This is a genomic window from Amycolatopsis thermalba (assembly GCF_023376025.1).
In the GTDB taxonomy this organism is placed as follows: Bacteria; Actinomycetota; Actinomycetes; order Mycobacteriales; family Pseudonocardiaceae; genus Amycolatopsis_E; species Amycolatopsis_E thermalba.
In genome coordinates this window covers 4,516,975-4,535,455 of record NZ_CP091196.1, presented here as the reverse complement: position 1 = coordinate 4,535,455, position 18,481 = coordinate 4,516,975, and the positions used below count along the sequence as shown (strand labels likewise).

18 protein-coding genes and 2 pseudogenes are annotated in these 18,481 nt (G+C 72.6%); 11 read left to right on the top strand and 9 right to left on the bottom strand.

What is annotated here, in order from left to right:
* Positions 1 to 28 precede the first annotated feature (28 nt).
* Both L1857_RS21935 and L1857_RS21930 read left to right on the top strand, forming a co-directional pair.
* Positions 29 to 754 carry an ABC transporter permease gene (locus L1857_RS21935; protein ID WP_094002626.1) on the top strand — a complete coding sequence of 242 codons (726 nt, stop codon included), beginning with the start codon at positions 29 to 31 and terminating at the stop codon, positions 752 to 754.
* A 35-nt stretch (positions 755 to 789) separates the two neighbouring features.
* Positions 790 to 1,737, top strand: a pseudogene (locus L1857_RS21930) (amidohydrolase family protein); the annotation flags it as partial.
* A 71-nt stretch (positions 1,738 to 1,808) separates the two neighbouring features.
* On the opposite strand, the gene L1857_RS35430 reads toward L1857_RS21930, so the two are convergent.
* The 3 genes from L1857_RS35430 to L1857_RS21920 all read right to left on the bottom strand — a co-directional run bounded on the left by L1857_RS35430 (position 1,809) and on the right by L1857_RS21920 (position 4,481).
* Positions 1,809 to 1,940, bottom strand: coding sequence for a hypothetical protein (locus tag L1857_RS35430; protein WP_275895926.1), 132 nt, complete (start codon positions 1,938 to 1,940; stop codon positions 1,809 to 1,811).
* Positions 1,941 to 2,091: 151 nt separating this feature from the next.
* Entirely contained in the window at positions 2,092 to 3,537 is a 1,446-nt protein-coding gene (locus tag L1857_RS21925) for a carboxylesterase/lipase family protein (protein WP_116114153.1), read from the bottom strand.
* Between the two features lie 26 nt (positions 3,538 to 3,563).
* On the bottom strand, positions 3,564 to 4,481 hold the full coding sequence (locus L1857_RS21920; protein ID WP_116114151.1) for an MBL fold metallo-hydrolase: 918 nt from the start codon (positions 4,479 to 4,481) through the stop codon (positions 3,564 to 3,566).
* A 103-nt stretch (positions 4,482 to 4,584) separates the two neighbouring features.
* Here L1857_RS21920 and L1857_RS21915 point away from each other — a divergent pair, with 103 nt between their 5' ends.
* The 3 genes and pseudogenes from L1857_RS21915 to L1857_RS21910 all read left to right on the top strand — a co-directional run bounded on the left by L1857_RS21915 (position 4,585) and on the right by L1857_RS21910 (position 6,225).
* Positions 4,585 to 5,517, top strand: coding sequence for a helix-turn-helix domain-containing protein (locus L1857_RS21915; protein ID WP_240323403.1), 933 nt, complete (start codon positions 4,585 to 4,587; stop codon positions 5,515 to 5,517).
* A 134-nt stretch (positions 5,518 to 5,651) separates the two neighbouring features.
* Positions 5,652 to 5,747: pseudogene (locus L1857_RS35605) on the top strand (LysE family translocator); the annotation flags it as partial.
* A 121-nt stretch (positions 5,748 to 5,868) separates the two neighbouring features.
* Positions 5,869 to 6,225: a LysE family transporter gene (locus L1857_RS21910; protein WP_275895927.1), complete on the top strand. Its 357-nt coding sequence runs from the start codon at positions 5,869 to 5,871 to the stop codon at positions 6,223 to 6,225.
* A 680-nt stretch (positions 6,226 to 6,905) separates the two neighbouring features.
* Here the strand turns inward: L1857_RS21910 and L1857_RS21905 are convergent.
* Positions 6,906 to 7,433 (bottom strand): dihydrofolate reductase family protein, encoded by a 528-nt coding sequence (locus L1857_RS21905; RefSeq protein WP_116114149.1) that lies wholly within the window; start codon positions 7,431 to 7,433, stop codon positions 6,906 to 6,908.
* A gap of 166 nt (positions 7,434 to 7,599) precedes the next feature.
* Here L1857_RS21905 and L1857_RS21900 point away from each other — a divergent pair, with 166 nt between their 5' ends.
* Positions 7,600 to 8,583: a helix-turn-helix transcriptional regulator gene (locus tag L1857_RS21900; RefSeq protein ID WP_162831230.1), complete on the top strand. Its 984-nt coding sequence runs from the start codon at positions 7,600 to 7,602 to the stop codon at positions 8,581 to 8,583.
* On the opposite strand, the gene L1857_RS21895 is transcribed toward L1857_RS21900, so the two are convergent.
* Complete coding sequence (locus tag L1857_RS21895; RefSeq protein WP_162831229.1) at positions 8,536 to 9,480, bottom strand: YihY/virulence factor BrkB family protein; 945 nt, start codon at positions 9,478 to 9,480, stop codon at positions 8,536 to 8,538. The two genes, L1857_RS21900 and L1857_RS21895, sit on opposite strands and share 48 nt — an antisense overlap.
* Before the next feature lie 488 nt (positions 9,481 to 9,968).
* On the opposite strand from L1857_RS21895, the gene L1857_RS21890 reads away from it, so the two are divergent.
* On the top strand, positions 9,969 to 10,694 hold the full coding sequence (locus L1857_RS21890) for a site-2 protease family protein (RefSeq protein WP_116114142.1): 726 nt from the start codon (positions 9,969 to 9,971) through the stop codon (positions 10,692 to 10,694).
* Here L1857_RS21890 and L1857_RS21885 read toward each other — a convergent pair whose 3' ends face one another.
* Together L1857_RS21885 and L1857_RS21880 are read right to left on the bottom strand one after the other, a co-directional pair.
* The gene (locus L1857_RS21885) at positions 10,695 to 12,506 is read right to left on the bottom strand and encodes a glycoside hydrolase family 15 protein (protein ID WP_249466149.1); all 1,812 of its coding nucleotides are present in this window, start codon (positions 12,504 to 12,506) and stop codon (positions 10,695 to 10,697) included.
* A 10-nt stretch (positions 12,507 to 12,516) separates the two neighbouring features.
* Complete coding sequence (locus tag L1857_RS21880) at positions 12,517 to 13,524, bottom strand: SDR family oxidoreductase (protein ID WP_116114138.1); 1,008 nt, start codon at positions 13,522 to 13,524, stop codon at positions 12,517 to 12,519.
* Positions 13,525 to 13,770: 246 nt separating this feature from the next.
* Here L1857_RS21880 and L1857_RS21875 point away from each other — a divergent pair, with 246 nt between their 5' ends.
* Positions 13,771 to 14,826 carry a glucose 1-dehydrogenase gene (locus tag L1857_RS21875; RefSeq protein WP_116114135.1) on the top strand — a complete coding sequence of 352 codons (1,056 nt, stop codon included), beginning with the start codon at positions 13,771 to 13,773 and terminating at the stop codon, positions 14,824 to 14,826.
* A 177-nt stretch (positions 14,827 to 15,003) separates the two neighbouring features.
* On the opposite strand, the gene L1857_RS21870 is transcribed toward L1857_RS21875, so the two are convergent.
* Positions 15,004 to 16,224, bottom strand: coding sequence for a cation:proton antiporter (locus tag L1857_RS21870; RefSeq protein WP_116114133.1), 1,221 nt, complete (start codon positions 16,222 to 16,224; stop codon positions 15,004 to 15,006).
* Between the two features lie 88 nt (positions 16,225 to 16,312).
* Here L1857_RS21870 and L1857_RS21865 point away from each other — a divergent pair, with 88 nt between their 5' ends.
* The 3 genes from L1857_RS21865 (at position 16,313) to L1857_RS21855 (ending at position 18,005) form a co-directional block, all read left to right on the top strand.
* The gene (locus tag L1857_RS21865) at positions 16,313 to 16,726 is read left to right on the top strand and encodes a four-helix bundle copper-binding protein (RefSeq protein ID WP_094002636.1); all 414 of its coding nucleotides are present in this window, start codon (positions 16,313 to 16,315) and stop codon (positions 16,724 to 16,726) included.
* 164 nt (positions 16,727 to 16,890) lie between these two features.
* Positions 16,891 to 17,457, top strand: coding sequence for a copper chaperone PCu(A)C (locus tag L1857_RS21860; RefSeq protein ID WP_094002637.1), 567 nt, complete (start codon positions 16,891 to 16,893; stop codon positions 17,455 to 17,457).
* A complete protein-coding gene (locus L1857_RS21855; protein ID WP_116114131.1) occupies positions 17,454 to 18,005 on the top strand; it encodes a DUF4232 domain-containing protein in 552 nt (183 codons plus the stop codon). Before L1857_RS21860 ends, L1857_RS21855 begins: the two co-directional genes overlap by 4 nt.
* A gap of 170 nt (positions 18,006 to 18,175) precedes the next feature.
* Here the strand turns inward: L1857_RS21855 and L1857_RS21850 are convergent, their stop codons facing one another.
* Positions 18,176 to 18,400, bottom strand: coding sequence for a hypothetical protein (locus L1857_RS21850; RefSeq protein ID WP_094002639.1), 225 nt, complete (start codon positions 18,398 to 18,400; stop codon positions 18,176 to 18,178).
* Between the last annotated feature and the right edge of the window lie 81 nt (positions 18,401 to 18,481).

Here is an 18,481-nt window from a genome sequence, read left to right as displayed (position 1 = left end):
CGATGTACGTGCTGCGGCGGAGGGACGCGTGAGGAACGCGCTGCACGCGGAGTGGACGAAGCTGCGCACGGCGCCGGGCACCGGGTGGCTGCTGGCCGCGGTCGTCGTGGTCACCGCCGGGCTCGGCGCGCTGGCGGCCGGAACCGGGTGCGACGGCTGCGATCCGGTGCAGACCAGTCTCACCGGTGTCTACTTGGGACAGGCGGCGGTCGCGATCCTGGCCGTGCTGGTGATGTCCGGTGAGTACAGCAGCGGCATGGTGCGCACGACGCTCACCGCGATCCCGCGGCGGGTGGTCGTCCTGGCCGCCAAGTCGTCGGTGGTGGTGGGCGTGGTGACGGTCGCGGGGGTGCTCGCGGTGCTGGGGTCGTTGCTGGCCGGGTGGGTGCTGCTGCCCGCGTTCCCGGCCGACGGGCCGATGCTGCGCGCCGCGGCCGGATCGGTGCTGTACCTGGCGCTGATCGCGCTGCTGAGCCTGGGCGCAGCCACCGCGGCGCGCGACTCGGCGACGGCGATCGGGCTGGTGCTCGGCCTGCTGTACCTGGTGCCGATCCTGGTCTCGGTGGTGCCGGACCCGGAGTGGCAGCGACAACTGGAACGCTTCGGCCCGATGACGGCGGGCCTGTCCATCCAGGCGACGACCGGGCTGGAGAGCCTGCCGATCGCCCCCTGGGCCGGGCTGGGTGTGCTGGCGGCCTGGGCGCTGGCGCTCCTGCTGGGCGGCGGGCTGGTGCTGCAGCGACGGGACGCTTGAGCACGCTTTCCAGCGGGTCGCGGGAAGATGCCGCCATGCCGATCGACCCGCAGCTGCCGGCCGTGTTCGTCCCGACCACCACCGCGATGATCCCGCCCGGACCGGACGTGCTCTTCGTGCCCGGATGCGGCATGCGGGGCGGTCCGCGTGCCGGTCTCCTGGCGGCGGCCGGGCTGGTGGCGCTGTTCCTCGCGGTGCCGGTGGTGTTCGCGGTGGTGCGCATGCGACCGGACCTCCTCGACGCCGAGTTCTTCGCCGAGGCGCCTCACCGACATCCTGCCCAGGGCGCTGGGCGGGTTCCTCGCACCGATCGAAGAAGTGCCCGAATCGTCATGACGCGTGCGCGCCGCATCGACACCCACCGGCGCCTCGTTCCGCCGCGGTACGCGGACTGGATGCACGAGAAGGGCATCCGCCCGGGCGGCGTGGACCTGCCGTCCTGGTCGGAGAGCCCGGCGCTGAAGTTCAGGGACGGGCACGACATCCAGACCGGCATCCTGTCGCTGTCCACGCCGGGCGTCTGGTTCGGCGACGACGGGCAGGCGCGGCGGTGGGCACGTGAGGTCAACGAGTACAGCGCGGAGGTTGTGGCCCGGCGTCCCGGCCGGTTCGGCTTCTTCGCCACGCTCACGCTGCCCGACGTCGAAGGGGCGCTCGCCGAGGCCGCCTACGCACTGGACGAGCTGCACGCGGACGGGATCGTGCTGCTGGCCAACAACGACGGCCGCTACCTCGGCGATCCCGGGTCCCGGCCGCTGCTGGAGTTCCTGCACGAGCGGGAAGCCGCGGTGTTCATCCACCCCGGCGAGCTGCCCGGGCCCGACGTGCCCGGCATCCCGACGTTCACCGCGGACTTCCTGCTCGACACCACTCGCACGGCCATCAGCCTGATCCTGTCCGGCGCGATGACGGCCTACCCCGGCATCCAGTTCATCCTCGCCCACGCCGGCCGGTTCGTGCCCTACATCGCCTACCGCATCCTGCTGACCATGCTCAACGCCAAGAACAGGGCCCAGCAGGCGTGGTGGAGGGTCGTGTGCCTGACCGGCGTCGGCTACTTCTCCTCGCCGGCCTCCATCCCCATGATCGCCGCGCCGTCTTGCCGCTGGCGATGCCGTTCTGGCGCGGCAAGCTGCTGGTGCTCGCTCGCCCTGCTGGGGTTCGTCGCGATGGCGTGGACCGTCACGATCACTCTGTCCGCCTCCGACGCGTCGGTGCACGCCCCGCAGCCGGCGATGCGAAACCCAGGGCGTCTCACTGTCGTCTTTGGACGCTCCCGGGGAGAACCCGGGAGCGGCTGTGGTGTGCCGGCGCCCGCCAGCGCGCGAGGCACTTCGTCACCGCACGGTGCCGAGGACCTCCACCACCGGCCGTCGCGGATCGTAGGCGGCCCAGCCCGGGTCCCCGGTCCGGGCGAACGAGACCCAGGTGGCGTGGACCTGGGCGGCGAGACCGTCCGGGACGGGGCCGGGCCCGAGCAGGCCGGTGTCACCGTGCAGCCACGGCTCGTCGGCGATGTCGAAGACGAATGGCAACTCGACGGTGTGTGCGGCGCCGAGCCGTCCACCGAGGGCCGTGGAGCGGTACCCGAACGAGTACACGTGTGTGCGGCCGTCCGAGATCCGCGCGTGGGCTTGCGCCATGCGCGCCGTCCCGGCCCCGAACAGCGCTTCGCCGAGCACTGCCGAGCGCAGTTCGCCCGGGGTCGCATCTGGCAGCGCGGCCCGGCGCGCGGCGACCGCCGTCTCCGGGGCCGGGTGCGCCTGCTCGGCCAGCGCCAGCAGGTCCGCTTCCGTGGTGGTCTCCAGGATGCCCTTCGGCACGAGGTAGAGGTGGCCCTCTTCGGTGTTGGTGCCGATCAGCAGGTCGACGTCACGGGCCGGACCGTCGGCGAGAGCGTCGGCGGGCTGGGCCGGGAGAACGAGGCTGAACGGGCTGAGACCGGCCAGGGGGTCCGTCGCGGTGCTGGTGCGCAGGTCGAGGCCGGCCAGCGCGGGCAGGATCTTGACGAAATGCTCGTCCGGGATCGCGGCGAACGCCTCGGCGGTCGGTTCGACGCCCAGTGCGGCAGCCGCCGCGGCGGTGACCCGGCGCGCCTGTTCCGGGGTGAAGGCGCCGGTGCCGCTGCCGCTCTGGATGATCGCCCGCCGGAACAGCCCCGTGGCCCCGGGCGTCGCGAGGAGTGCTCCGACGAGTGTGGCGCCCGCGGACTGGCCGCAGATCGTGACGTTGTCCGGGTCACCACCGAACGCCGCGATCGTGGCGCGCACCCAGCCGAGCGCGGCGAGCACGTCGAGCAGCCCGCGGTTGGCTGGAGCGCCCGGCAGGTCGAGGAACCCGGGGATGCCGAGGCGGTAGTTCACCGTCACGAGCACGATGCCGTCGCGGGCGAACGCGCTGCCGTCGTAGAGCGCGGCGCGGGTCGAGCCGGTGACGAACCCGCCTCCGTGCACGAAGACCAGGACGGGGCGCTTGCCGCCGTCCGCGGCGGGTGTGCGGACGTCGACGGTCAGATACTCCTCGCCCCGTATCCAGCCCGGCCCGAAGTAGGGGGTCATGTCGAGCCGGCCGAAGTCGCGGACGGGTTGGGGCGCTGTGGGCGAAGGCCGCGTGCCGTCGCGCACGCCCGACCAGCCCGGGTGCGGCTCGGGCGGGGCGAACCGGCGGGCGCCGAGCGGTGCCGCCGCGTAGGGGATGGCGCGGTAGAACTCACCGGAGTCGTCGCGGACGCCGCACACGGCGCCCGCCGGGGTCTCGACCACCGGATCCGCATGATGGGTCACGGAAAACGCTTCCTTTCCAAGCAGAGTCAGGAGATGCGGGAAAACGCCGCCCACTCCTTGATCGTGAACTTCGACCCGTCGCGCTCGACCTCGGCGGCCCCCGCGCCGGCGAAGTGCGCGGGGAACACGAGCGCGTTGGTCTCGGCGGCGTGGCCGAGCAGCCTGTGCCGGGTGGCCCGGGACCCGGCCGGGTCCTCGCAGAAGCAGGAGTTGGTGTCCGGCTCCGCGATCTGCAGCGCGGTGTGCACCAGATCCCCGACGAACAGGGCCCGATCCCCGCCGGACTCCAGGACGAGCACCGACGAGCCGGGCGTGTGCCCGGGAGCGAGGTCGAGCCTCAGGTTCTTGTCGATCCGGTACGAGCCGTCCCACAGTTCGGTCAGGCCGGCCCGGTGGACCGGCGCGACGCTGTCTTCGAAGACGTTCTGGTTCCCCCGGCCCAGCACGGACTCGTTCTCGTTGGCGGGGTCCCAGAACTCGAAGTCCCGCCTCGGCATCAGGTACGTGGCGTTGGGGAAGGTCGGCACCCAGGCGCGGCCGTCGAGCCGGGTGTTCCAGCCCACGTGGTCGATGTGCAGATGGGTGTTGACGACGACGTCGACCTCCTCGGGCCGGACCCCGGCGGCGGCGAGGTTGTCCAGGTAGCTGGTGTCCAGGCGGTTCCAGACCGGGGCGTACGGCCGGTCCTTGTGGTTGCCCACACCGGTGTCGACGAGGATCGTGCGTCCCTCGCTGCGCAGCAGCCAGGACTGGATCGCGGACTGGCACTGGCCGGTGCCGGGGTCCCAGAAGTCGGGCGCCAGCCAGCCGCGGTGCTCGTCCCACGCGCCGTCCGGGCTGTCCGGGAAGAAATCGTCCGGGCTCATCTCGACCGAACCGTAGAACTCCTTGATGCGGGTGACGGTGACCTCGCCCAGTGCGATCTGTTCGGGTTCGTGCTCCATGACACCGAGTCTGGGAACGCGGGCGGCTGCGGAACCACTCCCGTGTCGTCCTACCCCTCGCAGGGTGTGGCTGGGATTCGCCCGGGCACCGGATACTGGGGGCATGGACGGACCTGGCCCACTCGGCGATTTCCTGCAGGCCAGAAGGGCGTTGCTGCGGCCGGAGGACGTCGGTCTGCGCGACGTCGGGCCTCGCAGACGGGTGGCGGGGCTGCGGCGCGAGGAACTGGCCCAGCTGGCGGGGGTCAGCGTGTCGTACTACACCAGATTGGAGCAGGGCCTGTCCCGCGGGGCCTCGGCCGAAGTGCTCGACGCGATCGCCCGCGCCCTGCGGCTCGACGACCACGAGCGCGAGCACCTGGTCCGGCTCGCCGATGCCGCCCGCCGCACGCCCCGCGCGCGCCGCCCCCGGCCGGAAAAACTCGCCGACGAGACACGGGACCTTCTGCGCGCCGTGGACGGCGTTCCGGCGCTGGTGCTCGGCCGGCGCACGGATGTGCTGGCGTGGAACGCTCTCGGGCACTCTCTGCTGGCTGGCCACCTGGACTTCCACAGTCCGGACGACCCGGCGCGACGGCCCAACATGACCCGGATGCTGTTCCTCGACCCGCACTGCCGTGAGCTGTACACGGACTGGAGGCGCAAGGCCCGCGCGGTCGTCGGCAACCTGCGGATCACCGTCGGCAAGTACCCGCAGGACCCGCTGCTCGCGGAGTTGATCGGCGAACTGACGATGCGGAGCCCGGAGTTCGTCGCGCTCTGGGGCGACCACCGCGTGGCACCCTGTGACGCCGCGTCCTACGAACTGCACCACCCCGTCGTCGGCCTGGTGACCGTGACCCAGCAGACGCTGTCGATCGCCCGTTCCCCCGGCCAGGTGCTGATCGTGTGCACGACGCTCGCCGGCTCTCCCTCCGACGAGGCTCTCGCGCTGCTCCGGCAGACTCGCAGCGGTGCGGAAGACGTGGATTGCGGACCGGAGCCGGCCGGTGCGACCGCACCACGCGCCCGGCACTCCGGCGGCCGTGGACGCTGATCGCCGGGCGCGGGCCGGCACCGCGCTGCCGCAGGGCGGAAGCAGCCGGAAACTCGCTGTGATCCCGGCGGTAGCCGCTCACGCCGATCGACCCGCACCTGCTCGCGCTGTTCGTGCTGACGACGACCGTCGCGATGATCACGCCCGGTCCGGACATGCTGTTCGTGCTCGGGTGCGGCATGCGGGGCGGGCCGCGCGCGGGCTTGCTGGCGACGGCCGGGGTGGCGGTCAGCGAGGCGGTGCACGTGGCGGTCGCGGCGGCCGGGCTGGCGGCGTTGTTCCTCGCGGTGCCGGTGCGTTCACGGTGGTCCGCATCGTGGGCGCGGTGTACCTGGTGTACCTGGGGTGCAGATGATCCGGCACCGCAAGGGCGTGCCCGGGGAGGTGCCCGCGGGCGGGGTGACGGGCCGCCGCGCGTTCCTGACCAGCCTGCTGAACCCGAAGATGGTCACCTACACGATCGCGCTGCTGCCGCAGTTCATCGATCCGGCGCTGGGCCGGGTCTGGCTGCAGTTCGCGATCCTGATCGCGATGGAGTTCCTGGTCGACGGCACGGTCGGTGTGCTGGCCGGCGCGCCAGAACCTCGTCTCGCGACGCTGGACATCGAGCTGGGGCGACTGCTCGGCTCCCCGGTCGACGTCGTGCCCGCCCGGACGCTCGAGGACGATGCTGTGCGGTCGGCACTCGCCGACGCGGTCGAGTTGTGACGAGACGGCTCTACGGCGCGGACGTCACGCTGACCGTCGCCGAGTCCGACCGGGACGCGTTCGACGCCTGGCTCGCCGTGGACGCGGGGGCGAGGGACCTCTACCTTCCCTGAGCCGCGGCCGGTCACACCAGATCATGACCGCTGCCGGGGCTGGCGCCGCGACAGCCGGGCGAGGGGGTCGGGCAGCTCGCGTTCCTCATCGGACAGATGCGACAGCTGGGGTCGGTGAGCAGGTCGAGCCGGTCCAGCACGGGGCCGGGCCGGGCGCGAACCGGCGCAGGGCGGGGAACACGCCGGAGTCCTCGCGCCGGTGGTGGATGCTGACCACCCGGCAGTAGGACTCGCAGTACGCGCCCGGCGTCCAGGTGTTCTGGCACAGCGCGAGGGTGGGACCGCGCGGCAGGCCGGTCTCGTTGAGGCCGAGGAACCTCGACCTCCAGGGCGATCGCGCGCGTGATGCCCCGGATCGTCAGCCTTCCGGGCAGTTCGAGCAGCCCGTGCCGCGCGGTGGGGCCGGTGCCCTCGGGGGTCGCGCATGCGGTTCGCAGTGTTCACCGAGGCCGTGGGATCGTCGTGGTGGCGGGAGCAGTCAGTCGGCACGTCGGCGATCGTCTGGGGACCGCCGGAGTCCTCGCAGGTCCCGGGCGCCGAGAGCGTCGATGGTCAGCAGTGCGGCAGTCATGGCCGTTTCCCTTCTGAATGAAGAATTCGGTACCGCAGATGTGTGGCATCGCGGCCGTCGAGCCGGCGGAGGAGTTCCCATTCGACGTGGCCGAGTCCGGTCGGCTCGAACAATCGCCGTCCGGCACCCAGCAGCACGGGGACGAGGTGTAGTTCGAGTTCGTCGAGTTGCCCGGCGGCCAGCAACGCCTGCGCCGCACCCGCGTCGTGGACCAGCACCGCTCGATCGCCTGCCGCTTCCCGGGCTTCGGCGGCGCAGACGTCGGCGTCGGCGTAGTACTTCACGCTGCCCGGTGGCTCGTCGGCCGGGTCGACGTGGTGGGTGAGCACGTGGATCGGCACCCCGTCGTGGTGGTCGCCCTGCCACCGGCCGGCCAGCTCGTAGGTGCGGCGTCCGGAGATCACGGCCCCGGTCGCCAGGGCTTCGGCGCACACCTGCCCGTTGGGTCCCTCGGACATCCGGTCGTCCGGCCCGGCGATGTACCCGTCGACAGACCCTTTCTCCGCGAAGTCGGCGGCGGTCATGCCGTCGGTGTGGCCCGCGGATCGGTCACGCGTAATCCGACGTGCAAGGTTCTCATCGCGGTACCTCCAGTGCTTCGATCATGCGGCGAGGTGGTTTCCCGCGACCGCGACACCCTCTCGCGGCGATGCGCTGGACGGCGCGGTGCCTTCGGAGGGCTCCTGCCTGATGACGATGGATCCGGCCACCATGCTGCCGACCGCCGAGTTCGTCGAGAACGGGATGCCCGCGGACGCGATCAGCCGGCTCGTGGAGATCGAGTTGCACGAACCGGACTACACCAAATGGGTTGACCTGGCGCGCGCGGGCTGGACCGCGGCGAGTCTCAGCGACGCCACCGCGGGCGAACCCGACCTCAGCCGGCGTCCCCGGGAGGTCCGGCGCCCCCGGGCTTACGCCGACGAACTCCGCGTCGTCCTGGCCAGCAGCACCGGCACGTGGGGCGCGCTCACCGTGTTCCGCGAGAAGGACCGCCCGTACTTCTCGCCCGCCGAGGTCCGGCTCGTCACCTCGCTGACCGGTGTGATCTCCGACGGGCTGCGCCGGAAGCTGCTCCTGGACGGCGCCTGCGCCGGCCACCACGACACTGGAATGCTCGTCCTGGACCCCGAGGACGGCGTCGACCTCGCCAACCAGGTGGCCGGGACGTGGATCGACGGACTCGGCATCGGTCCCGGAGCAGGCACCACGCTCCCGCTGGTGATCCGTGCGGTCGCCAGGCAGGCGCGTGCCGTCGGCGGGCACGTGGGGGAGGGGAGTGCGGGCCTGGCCCGGGCGCGCGTGCGCACCAAGGCGGGCCGGTGGGTGATCGTCCGGGCTTCGCTCCTGGGCGAGGGCCCGACGGCACCGCTGGCGGTCCTGCTGGAAGCGGCCCGCCCGGCGGAGATGGCACCACTGCTGGCCGACGTGTACGGCCTCGCCCCGCGGGAGCGACGGGTCACCGAATGCGTCGCCCAGGGTTTGCCCACCAGGCAGATCGCCAACCGGCTCCGGATGCCGGCCGACACCGTCCAGGACCACCTGAAGGCGGTCTTCGCCAAACCGGCACCGGCTCCCGCGGCGACCTCATCGCCCGCCTGTTCTTCGCCCAGCGCGCTCCGCGGCTCACCGCTCCGCCGGCAGTTCCGGGCGAGGTGCGCGGGGTTGCGGTAGCCGCCGGTCGCTGACGTCCTCCCGGCGGTGCTCACGGTCCTGCCTCTCCGGTCCGGTGCCGTCCGCGTGCCGCGCCCGGCAGCGGTCCAGTTCGGCGTCCACTTCGGCTCCCGCGAGGACGGCGAACGCCGAGAGGTACAGCCACAGCATGAGCACGGCCAAGCCGGCGAGCGTGCCGTAGACGGCGTGGTAGTGCGCGAATCCCTCGACGTACACCGTGAAGGCCGCGGATCCGGCGAGCCAGATGGCGAGCGCGACGAGTACTCCCCAGCTGAACCACCGGCGCCGCGCGCGGTCGAGGTTCGGGGCGAAGCGGTACAGCACCGCGAGCGCGCAGCCGAGCAGCACGACCAGGCCCAGCCACCGCACGGTGCTGACGAGCCACCGGCTGTCGCCGGGGACGTGCAACACCTCCAGCAGGAGCGGGAACACGGTGATCGCGGCCAGCGCGACCGCGGCGACGGCGATCGCGCCGAGGGTCAGCACGAGCGCCAGCAGCCGCACCCGGAGGAAACTGCGCGTCTCGCTCCCGTCGAACGCTCGCGTCAGCCCGCCGATGATCGACCCCATCGCGGTGGACGTCGTCCACAGCAGCGCGACGACGCTGCCCACGAGACCGAACGTCAGCCCCCGCGAGCCGAGCGCCGTGGCGCCCGCCAGCTGCTCGGTCACGATGTTGCGCGCCGGATCGGGCAACGCCGACACCAGGGGCGCGAGCTGGTCGCGAACGGTCTGCGGGTCGGTGACCAGCGAGTAGATGGTGAGCAGCGCGATCAGCGCCGGCGCCAGGGCCAGCAGCCCGTAGAAGGCGATCGCGGCCGCCGAGGTGGGGACGTTGTCGTCGCCGATCTCCGCGACGATGCGCTTGACCGTTTCCCACCACCGCCGTCGTGTCACGAGCACCGGTTACCCGGGCGGGCCACCGCCCACGCCCACGGGGAAGGGACGTGCGTGGCCGGCCCGGTGGTCTTCGCGACGGGGGGACGAGACTTCCGGGCAGGTGGTCGCCGCCGACGAGGTGACCGACGTGGCCGTGGTGCGGCGCAGTTGCCGCCGGACGGCAGCGCGGACCACCCGCTGCCCCGGTGTCTCGATCGGCAGGCTGACCTCGGAGATGCGGCACCAGCTGACGGCGCACACGGCAGCCGACGACCTGCGCAACTCGGCGTGCGCGATGCCGGTTCGACGCACGAGGGCGATCCGGCCGTGGCCGAGGCGTCGGCGGGCGGCGAAGGCGAAGCACGACGACGATCGCGTGCCGGGCCGACCTGGCTCGCGGTGGCTCCCCGGTGATCGCAAGGTTTTCGTCAGCTCGGTCCCGCACCGCGAGCCGGTGCGGGCGGGTATGACCGGGAGGGAGATCCGAGGAGAGGAGCTGCGGCACGATGACGGGAACAGTCCCGCTGGGCGAGTTCGCCGGTGTCCGCGTCCGCGCGCACTGGAGTGTGACGGCGGCCCTGGGACTGGTGGCCGGAGCGCTCGCGTTCGCGCGGTGGCCGCGGGTGCTGCCCGCCTACCCGGACGTGGTGCTGTTCGGCGCGGCGGTGGTGGCCGCGGTGTTCTTCGTCGCGTCGCTGATGGTGCGCGAGGTGGCGCCCGCGCTGGTCGCACGCCGCCACGGCGCCGCCGCGCCGGAAGTCACGCTGTGGTTTTTCGGTGGGACGGCGCGGAAGCGGGAAGCGCCAGGCGCGGAGCTGCGCGTGGCCGTGGCCGGTCCGCTCGCGAGCCTGTCGGCCGGCGCCCTGCTGGGCCTTGCGGCCTGGGGCGGTGCTCTCCTGGGTGCACCGTTGCTGGCGGTGGATGCGCTGACCTGCCTGACCGCACTCAACGTCGCGCTGGCCCTGTTCCACCTGCTGCCGGCCGCGCCGCTGGACGGTGGCCGGATCCTGCGGGCGGCGCTCGCGGCCCGACGTGGGGACCGGGCACGGGCGGCGGTGCGGAGCGCCAGGGCCGGGCAGGCGTTCGGCGCCGCGCTAATGGCCTCGGGGGCGGTGCTGCTCGCCGGCCCGTCCGGCGGCGGGGTGTGGTGGCTGCTGACCGGGGCGTTCACCGCGGTCCTGGCGACCGTGGACCAGCCGCCGGCCGACGCCCGCCGCCCGGCGCCGGACTGATCAGCCCGGCCCCTGGCTGCCGCGGCGGCGGGCGGGCCCGTCCTCGCTCTGCAGGTTGAGCGCGGTGTCGATCAGCGCGACGTGGGAGAACGCCTGGGGCACGTTGCCGACGAGCCGCTGCGCGCCGGTGTCGTACTCCTCGGACAGCAGGCCGACGTCGTTGCGCAGCGCGAGCAGGCGCTCGAACAGGTGGCGGCCCTCGTCGTGGCGGCCCTGCAGGATGTAGTTGTCGGCCAGCCAGAAGGTGCACGGCAGGAAGGCGCCCTCGCCGGGTGGTAGCCCGTCCAGTTCCTCGGTGCGCTCGTTCATGGTGTAGCGCTGCACGAAGCCGTCCTGGACCAGGTGCCGTTCGATCGCGTCGACGGTTCCGCGCATCCTCGGATCGCCGGCGGGCAGGAACCCGACCGCGGGGATCAGCAGCAGCGACGCGTCGGGGCCGGACCCGCCGTAGTACTGGGTGAAGGTGTTGCGGGCGGTGTCGAAGCCCTGGTCGCAGACCTGGGTGAAGATGTCGTGCCGCAGGGCTTTCCAGCGGTCGGCGGGACCGCCGAGGCCGAAGCGTTCGACGCCCTGCACGGCTCGGTCGACCGCGGCCCAGGCCATCACCTTGGAATGGGTGAAGTGCCGGCGCGGCCCGCGCATCTCCCAGATGCCGTTGTCCGGATCGTCCCAGTGGGATTCCAGGAAGTCGAGCAGGGTGCGCTGCAGCTGCCAGGCGTCCGGATCGGGCGGGATGCCGTGGGTGCGGGCCTGGTGCAGCGCGTCCATCAGCTCGCCGTACACGTCGAGCTGGAACTGCGCCGAGGCCGCGTTGCCGATGCGCACCGGGCGGGAACCGGCGTAGCCGGGCAGCCACGGCAGCTCGGATTCGGTGAGCCGGCGTTCCCCGTCGACGCCGTACATGATCTGCATTTGCCCGGGGGCGCCGGCCATGGCCCGCAGCATCCATTCCCGCCAGTCGCGAGCCTCCCGTTCGTACCCGGCTTCCAGGAGTGCCATCAGGGTGAAGGTCGCGTCGCGGATCCAGCAGAAGCGGTAGTCCCAGTTGCGCACGCCGCCCAGCTGCTCGGGCAGCGACGTGGTCGCTGCGGCGGCGATCCCGCCGCTGGGACTGTAGGCGAGCGCCTTGAGCGCGATCAGGGACCGGACCACCGCGTCGCGGTACTCGCCCCGGTAGGTGCACCGGCCGGCCCAGTCCCGCCACCAGCGTTCGGTCGCGCGGACGGTCCCGGCGATGTCGACCGGCTCCGGCTCCGCCTGGCGCGGCCCGGTCCAGGCCAGGCGCAGCCCGACGCGGTCGCCCTCGCCGACGGTGAACTCGGCCGAGCACACCGCGTGCTCGTCGGCGCGGTGCGGCACGTCGCCGTCGAGGACGACCGCGTGCGGGCCCGCGATGGCGCGGATCCGCTCGCCGTCGGTGCGGATCCACGGCCGGTCGTGGCCGTATTCGAACCGCACCCGCACATCGCTGCGCATCCGGACCCGGCCGCGTACGCCCTCGACGACCCGCAGCACGCGCGGGTGGTCGTGGCGGATCGGCATGCAGTCCACGATCCGCACGGTGCCCTCGTCGTTGACCAGTTCCGTCTCCAGCACCAGGGTGTCGTCCCGGTAGCCGCGGCGGGTGGTGCGGGCGCCGCCCAGCGGCGCGAGCGTCCATTGACCGTGGTCGGGGTCGCCCAGGAGCGCGGCGAAACACGCGCCCGAATCGATTCGGGGCAGGCACAGCCAGTCCAGTGAGCCGTTGTGCCCGACCAGGGCGGCGGTCTGGGTGTCGCCGATCAGCGCGTAGTCCTCGATGCGCAGGGACATCCAGTCTCCTTCAGCGCTTGCGCGTCAGCGCGGCCAGGCCCGCGGCCACCAGCGTCGCCGCGGCGGCGCCGAGCAGGCCGTGGTGCTGGGACGCCCACAGCTGGGGGCTGCGTGCGGTGGCCTTGCGGTCGAAGCGGCCGTGCGCGCCGAAGTCCGTCCCCTCGGTGTCGTCGGCAGGCACCCACAGGTTCACCGGCTGATCCCGGTCCCGGGGCTGCCGGGCCTGCTGGGCGGAGAAACCGGTGCGGGCCAGGTAGCGGTCGAGCAGGCCGGGGGCGACCTTGTTCGCGACGAGCGTGCCGACCGTGGACCCGCCGACCCAGTACTCCCGCCGCCCGGAGTGGCCGGCGGCGTGGACGATGGCCTTGGCCGGGATCTCCGGCTGGTAGATGGGCGGGACCGGCTGGGCCTTGCGGGGCAGCCGGGACAGCACCCAATCGAACTGCGGGGTGTTGACGCCGGGCATCTGCACCATGGTCACGCGCACGTTCGACTTGTCGTGCAGCAGTTCGCAGCGCAGTGATTCGGTGAACCCCTGGATGGCGTGCTTGGCGCCGCAGTACGCGCTTTGCAGGGGGATGCCCCGGTAGGCCAGGGCCGACCCGACCTGGACGATCGCGCCCCGGTCACGCGGCAGCATCCGCTTCAGCGCCGCCCGGGTCCCGTTCACGTAGCCCAGGTAGGTGACGGCGGTGACCCGGCGGAACTCCTCCGGTTCGATCTCGGTGAAGGGCGCGAAGACGCTGGTGAAGGCGTCGTTGACCCACACGTCTATCGGGCCGAACGTCTCTTCGACCTGCTCGGCCGCGGCCTCGACGGCCTCGGCGTCCGCCGTGTCGACGGGCACCGGCAGGGCCTGACCGCCCGCCTGTCCGGCCTCGGCGGCGGCCGCCTCGAGGCCCTTCTCGCCGCGGGCCAGCAGGGCCACCCGGTCTCCGCGTTCGGCGAAGGCGCGCGCGGCGGCCCGGCCGACACCGGCACTGGCTCCGGTCACGACGACCACTCGTCCCTGCTTCACAGCCGAATCCTCCCGGTCGGACACTTGTCTAGGGCAACTCTCCTCTGGTACCCGCGCAGACTTCAGCCATGCGTTCGCCCCGCTCACCCCCGGGACAATCGTCAGGCGTTCGTCAGGCCGGCCGGCGGACGGGCTACCGGATGCTGTTCCGATGCGTCGGCCTGATCGTGATGGGGGCTTCCGTGGCGCGGTAGCCGGTGGCCGGTCGGGGTATCCGCGGCGGGTACGCGATCGAGAGGAGATGTCATGCGGGCAGTGACGGTCCGGCCGGGCCAGGCGCACTCGCTCACCGTCGCCGAAGTACCGGATCCGTCGCCGGCAGCGGGGGAGCTGCTGGTGGACGGCCTGGCGCTCGGGATCTGCGGCACCGACCGGGAGATCCTCTCCGGGGAGTACGGCTGGGCGCCGCCGGGGCGGGACCACCTGGTGCTCGGGCACGAATCACTCGGGCGGGTGCGGCAGGCACCGGGGGACAGCGGCTTCGCGGCCGGCGATCTCGTGGCGGGAGTGGTGCGCCGCCCGGACCCGGTGCCGTGTGGCGCGTGCGCGCACGGTCAGTTCGACATGTGCCGCAACGGCCGCTACACCGAGCGCGGGATCAAGGAACTCGACGGGTACGGCAGCACCTCGTGGACCGTCGAGGCGGCCTACGCCGTCCGCCTCGATCCCGGGCTCGAACAGGCCGGGGTGCTGATGGAACCGGCGAGCGTGGTGGCCAAGGCGTGGGACCAGATCGATCGGGTGGGCCACCGCGCGTGGTTCGACCCGCGGACCGTGCTGGTCACCGGCGCCGGCCCGATCGGCCTGCTGGCCGCCCTGCTCGGCAGTCAGCGCGGCCTCGACGTGCACGTCCTGGACCGGGTCACCAGCGGTCCCAAGCCGCGGCTGGTGTCCGATCTGGGCGCCACCTACCACCACGAGGACCTGGAGACGCTCGGCCGGAAGCTGCAACCCGATGTCGTGGTGGAGGCCACCGGGGCGGGCCCGGTCGTGGTGGCGGCGATGACCGTGACCGGGCCGTACGGGATCGTCTGCTTGACCGGCGTGTCCTCGTCCGGGCGGCGGCTGCCGGTCGACGCGGGCGGCTTCAACCGCGAGGTCGTGCTGGAGAACGACGCGCTGCTCGGCTCGGTCAACGCCAACCGCGACCACTTCCGGATCGCCGCCGACGCCCTCGCGAAAGCCGACCGCGGATGGCTGTCCCGCCTGATCTCGCGGCGGGTGCCGCTCGCCCGGGCGGAGGAGGCGTTCCAGCGCCAGGACGACGACGTCAAGGTCGTGCTCGACCTGCGCGAGGACTGAGGGCATGCGCGACGACACTTCGGCCGTGGCGGGATCGGCGGGAGGCCCATCACCGGCGCCACGCCCGGCGGTGCCGCGACCACGACCCCGGGGCCGCCGGTCCCGCCCCGCCGACCTGCTCGCTCCCGCCGACACTATTGCAGTAGGCAACACTTGGGCAGCGCACGGATATGGGAGTCACTTCGGCGTCGCCGCGTCTTCCGGTGAGCCGGGCGCCGCCTGACCGGCCGGCAGGTTGTCGGGTGGCTCGACCCGCAGTGCCCGCGCGACGGGCACGTCGGTCGAGGAGTGCAGCACGATCGACATCGCGATGGTCACCGCGACCAGGTCGAAGACGGTGTGGTTGTCCGGGATGCCGGATTGCAGCGCCAGCAGGCCGTACACGACGGAGGCGAACCCCTTCGGCCCGAACCACGCCGCGGTCGCGCGCTCGCGTCCGGGGAGCGGGGTGCGCAGCAGCGACACCAGCATCGCCGCCGGCCGCACCAGGAGGATCGCCAGCACCGCCAGCGCCCAGCCGCCGGGCGACAGGTGGCTCAGCCGGTCCGGGGTGATCAGCGCGCCGAACACCAGCAGCGCGGCGAACTTGGTCAGCTCGGACAACAGGTCGCCGAACGGCTCGAAGCGCTCGGCGGCCGCCCGGTTCAGCGTCGCCAGGGTGGAGCCGGCGGCGAAGGCGGCCAGGTAGGCGTTGGCGTGGGTGAGGTGGCAGACCGCGTAGAGCGACACCGCGATCGCGAGCGGGCCGAGAGCCTGCAGGCGTGGTTCCGCCGTCAGGATCCGCAGCCGCCACGCCAGGGTCACCAGTGCCGGTATCCCGACGCCGAGCGCGAGACCGCCGGCCAGCTCGAGCGCGATCGTGGCCGGGTGCGACCGCTCGTGCGTGGCGAGCGCGAGGAAGACCAGCACGAAGGGCAGGGCCAGCCCGTCGTTGAGCCCGGACTCGACGTTGAGCAACCGCCGCAACCGCACCGGCACGTCCGAGCGGCCGACGATGGCGGAGGCGAACACCGGGTCGGTGGGGGAGAGGATGGCGCCGAGCAGGAACGCGGTGGGCCAGTCCAGCCCGGTGAGGAAGTGCGCGGGCAGGGCGATGCCGAGCATGGTCAGCGGCATGGCCAGTCCCAGCGCCCGGCCGGACAGCCGCCAGTTCTCCCGCAGCGCCCGCAGATTGGCGCGCTGGCCGTCGGTGAACAACACGGTGAACAGCGCCAGATCGGCGAGCGTGGACACCAGGGGATCGGCGGGGTGGACCGTGACGAGCCCGAAGCCGCCCTGGCCGATCAGTGCGCCGGCGAGCAGGAACATCAGCGCGGTGGACAACACCGTCCGGGCGGCCAGACCGGACAGCGACACGCTGACGAGCAACACGACCCCGAATGCCAGCACGAGTGCCACCGAGGATCCCTCCCGTCGTCCTGGTCCGGGGGTTGCCCTGAACACCGGCGGGTATGCCACGTGGCGTCACCGAGGGAAAGGAGAAGTCATGACCGTGGTCTCCGAAATGCTCGACACCTACCCGGCCGACCTCGGCCAGGTCGACCGCGCCCAGCTCGTCCGGTGCGTCGAGGCGTGTCTCGCCTGTGCCCAGGCCTGCACCGCCTGCGCCGACGCCTGCATGTCCGAGCCGGACGAGCGGCTGCCGGAGCTGCGCAAGTGCATCAGGTCCAACGTGGACTGCGCCGACGTCTGCGACACCACCGCTCGCATCCTGTCCCGCCACACCGGCTACGACGCGAACATCACCCGGGCAGTGCTCGAGGCGTGCGCGACGGTGTGCCGCTCCTGCGGCGACGAGTGCGCCGGGCACGCGGAGCGGATGGAGCACTGCCGCGTGTGCGCCGAGGCGTGCCGGCGCTGCGAGCGGGCCTGCCGCGACCTGATCACCGCCCTGGGATGACGGGCGGCCGCAGTCCGCCTTCCGGTGCTCCGGTCCGAGTTCGTCAGGCAACCGTCAGGTTCACCGTCCCCGGCCGGGGAATGCCCTCACCACGGGGGTGAACCGGCGAGGGGAGCAGACGATGACTCAGCGGGCCGACGGTTCGGTGGCGACCGAGGAGGACCATGAAGAGCCGAGTGCGAACGCTCGTCCCGGCGGTGGTGGCCGCCCTGGTGCTCGCCGGCTGCAGCGACCCCGGCCAGCACGGGCAGGGGGCGGACACCATGGGGACCAACGCCGGGGACGGCCCGGTCCGGCTGCTCAACGTCTACGTCGAGCGGCCGGACGACGGGCGGTACTCGCCGGGGGAGAACGCACGGGTGCTCTTCACGGTGAGCAACACCGGCGACCAGGACGACACCCTCACCGGGGTGACCAGCCCGGTGGTGCGCGCTGTTTCGTTGCGGTGGGACCAGTACTGTGACGGCACCGCCGAGCAGGTCCCGGAGATCCCGGTGCAGGCCAAGGCATCGGTGCCGATTCCACCCGGCCGGGTGCTCACCGGGCACCTGCCCTACTACGTGGACGCCACCGGGTTCACGACGGAGGCGCTGGCGGGCACCACCATCCCGATGACGTTCACCTTCTCCCGGACCGGGCCGATCAGTCTGGACGTGAAGGTCCAGCCACGGGAACCGGTCGATGCGATACCGCACTACGCCTGCATCGCGATGGGATCGCAGAAGCAATGAGGACGGTCGTTGCGCGCAGCCGGCGTGGGATCGCCGTCCTGGCCGCACTGGCGGCGGCTTCGGCCTGCGGGCCGGCGCCGGACCCGGGCGGACACGCCGCCGCGCCCGACAACGTCGCCGCGACCCAGGCCGCGCCGTGCACGACGAACGAGTTGACGGCCGACCTGCAAGCCCAGCACCCCGCCGCCGGCAGCAGGTACGCGGTCATCCGGCTGTCCAAGACGACCGGCGGCACCTGCACCCTGCACGGGTACGGCCGGATCAGGCTGGTGGGACAGGACGGGCGTGCCGTTCCCACGCGCATCCGCCGGGAAGCCGGACCCAGACCGGCCCCGGTGCGGCTCGAACGGGGGACCGCGGCGCGGCAGCACCTGCGGTGGGGTGTGGTCCCGGTGGGGGACGAGCCGGTGACCGGGCCGTGCCAGCCGCCACCGGGTCACCTCGACCTGGTTCCGCCCGGCGGGGGCGAACCCCTGCGCGTGAGCTGGTCCTACGGCCCGGTGTGCGGGCACGGGACGATCACGGTGAGCCCGTACCAGCCCTGGTGACGGTTCCCGCGCGGTCGGCCGGCGCCGCCTCCACTGTCCCGACGGGACGATGACCTTCTCCATGGCTTTCCGCGGCCCGTGGAGCAGTTCGCGCGGGATGAGCGGCATCCAGGACAGCGCCACCAGCTCCGCGGCCCGGGCGATGGGGCAGTGCCGGCCGTGTCCGATGATCACGCGTGCGGGCGGCCGGCGGCGATCAGCCGTGTGAGGCGGTGATGTGCCAGGCGGTGCAGCAGCTCGCTGACCGCCTCGGAGGCGATCCGCCCGCTCAGGTCGCGCACGGACTCGCGGACGACGCGGGACACCTCGTCCGCGTCGACGTCGTCGAACTCGGCCATGAGCTGTGCGCTGACGACGATGGTGAGCTGGGTCAGCCGGGGTGTGGTCGTGGGCATCGTTCTCCCTGGATCGCGCCGATCTCGATCACCATCGTCGCACCGGCCGGTGCGGTCGTGCCTGACGGTCAGCTGACATTG

Bases quoted from the DNA above. Each gene is read 5' to 3' on its own strand.
- L1857_RS21865 (WP_094002636.1), top strand. From the start codon at position 16,313: ATGACCGTGGTCTCCGAAATGCTCGACACCTACCCGGCCGACCTCGGC.
- L1857_RS21885 (WP_249466149.1), bottom strand. From the start codon at position 12,506: ATGTCCCTGCGCATCGAGGACTACGCGCTGATCGGCGACACCCAGACC.
- L1857_RS21920 (WP_116114151.1), bottom strand. From the start codon at position 4,481: ATGGAGCACGAACCCGAACAGATCGCACTGGGCGAGGTCACCGTCACC.
- L1857_RS21915 (WP_240323403.1), top strand. From the start codon at position 4,585: ATGGACGGACCTGGCCCACTCGGCGATTTCCTGCAGGCCAGAAGGGCG.
- L1857_RS21905 (WP_116114149.1), bottom strand. From the start codon at position 7,433: ATGACCGCCGCCGACTTCGCGGAGAAAGGGTCTGTCGACGGGTACATC.
- L1857_RS21875 (WP_116114135.1), top strand. From the start codon at position 13,771: ATGCGGGCAGTGACGGTCCGGCCGGGCCAGGCGCACTCGCTCACCGTC.
- L1857_RS21855 (WP_116114131.1), top strand. From the start codon at position 17,454: ATGAGGACGGTCGTTGCGCGCAGCCGGCGTGGGATCGCCGTCCTGGCC.
- L1857_RS21850 (WP_094002639.1), bottom strand. From the start codon at position 18,400: ATGCCCACGACCACACCCCGGCTGACCCAGCTCACCATCGTCGTCAGC.
- L1857_RS21900 (WP_162831230.1), top strand. From the start codon at position 7,600: ATGACGATGGATCCGGCCACCATGCTGCCGACCGCCGAGTTCGTCGAG.
- L1857_RS21860 (WP_094002637.1), top strand. From the start codon at position 16,891: ATGAAGAGCCGAGTGCGAACGCTCGTCCCGGCGGTGGTGGCCGCCCTG.
- L1857_RS21890 (WP_116114142.1), top strand. From the start codon at position 9,969: ATGACGGGAACAGTCCCGCTGGGCGAGTTCGCCGGTGTCCGCGTCCGC.
- L1857_RS21910 (WP_275895927.1), top strand. From the start codon at position 5,869: ATGATCCGGCACCGCAAGGGCGTGCCCGGGGAGGTGCCCGCGGGCGGG.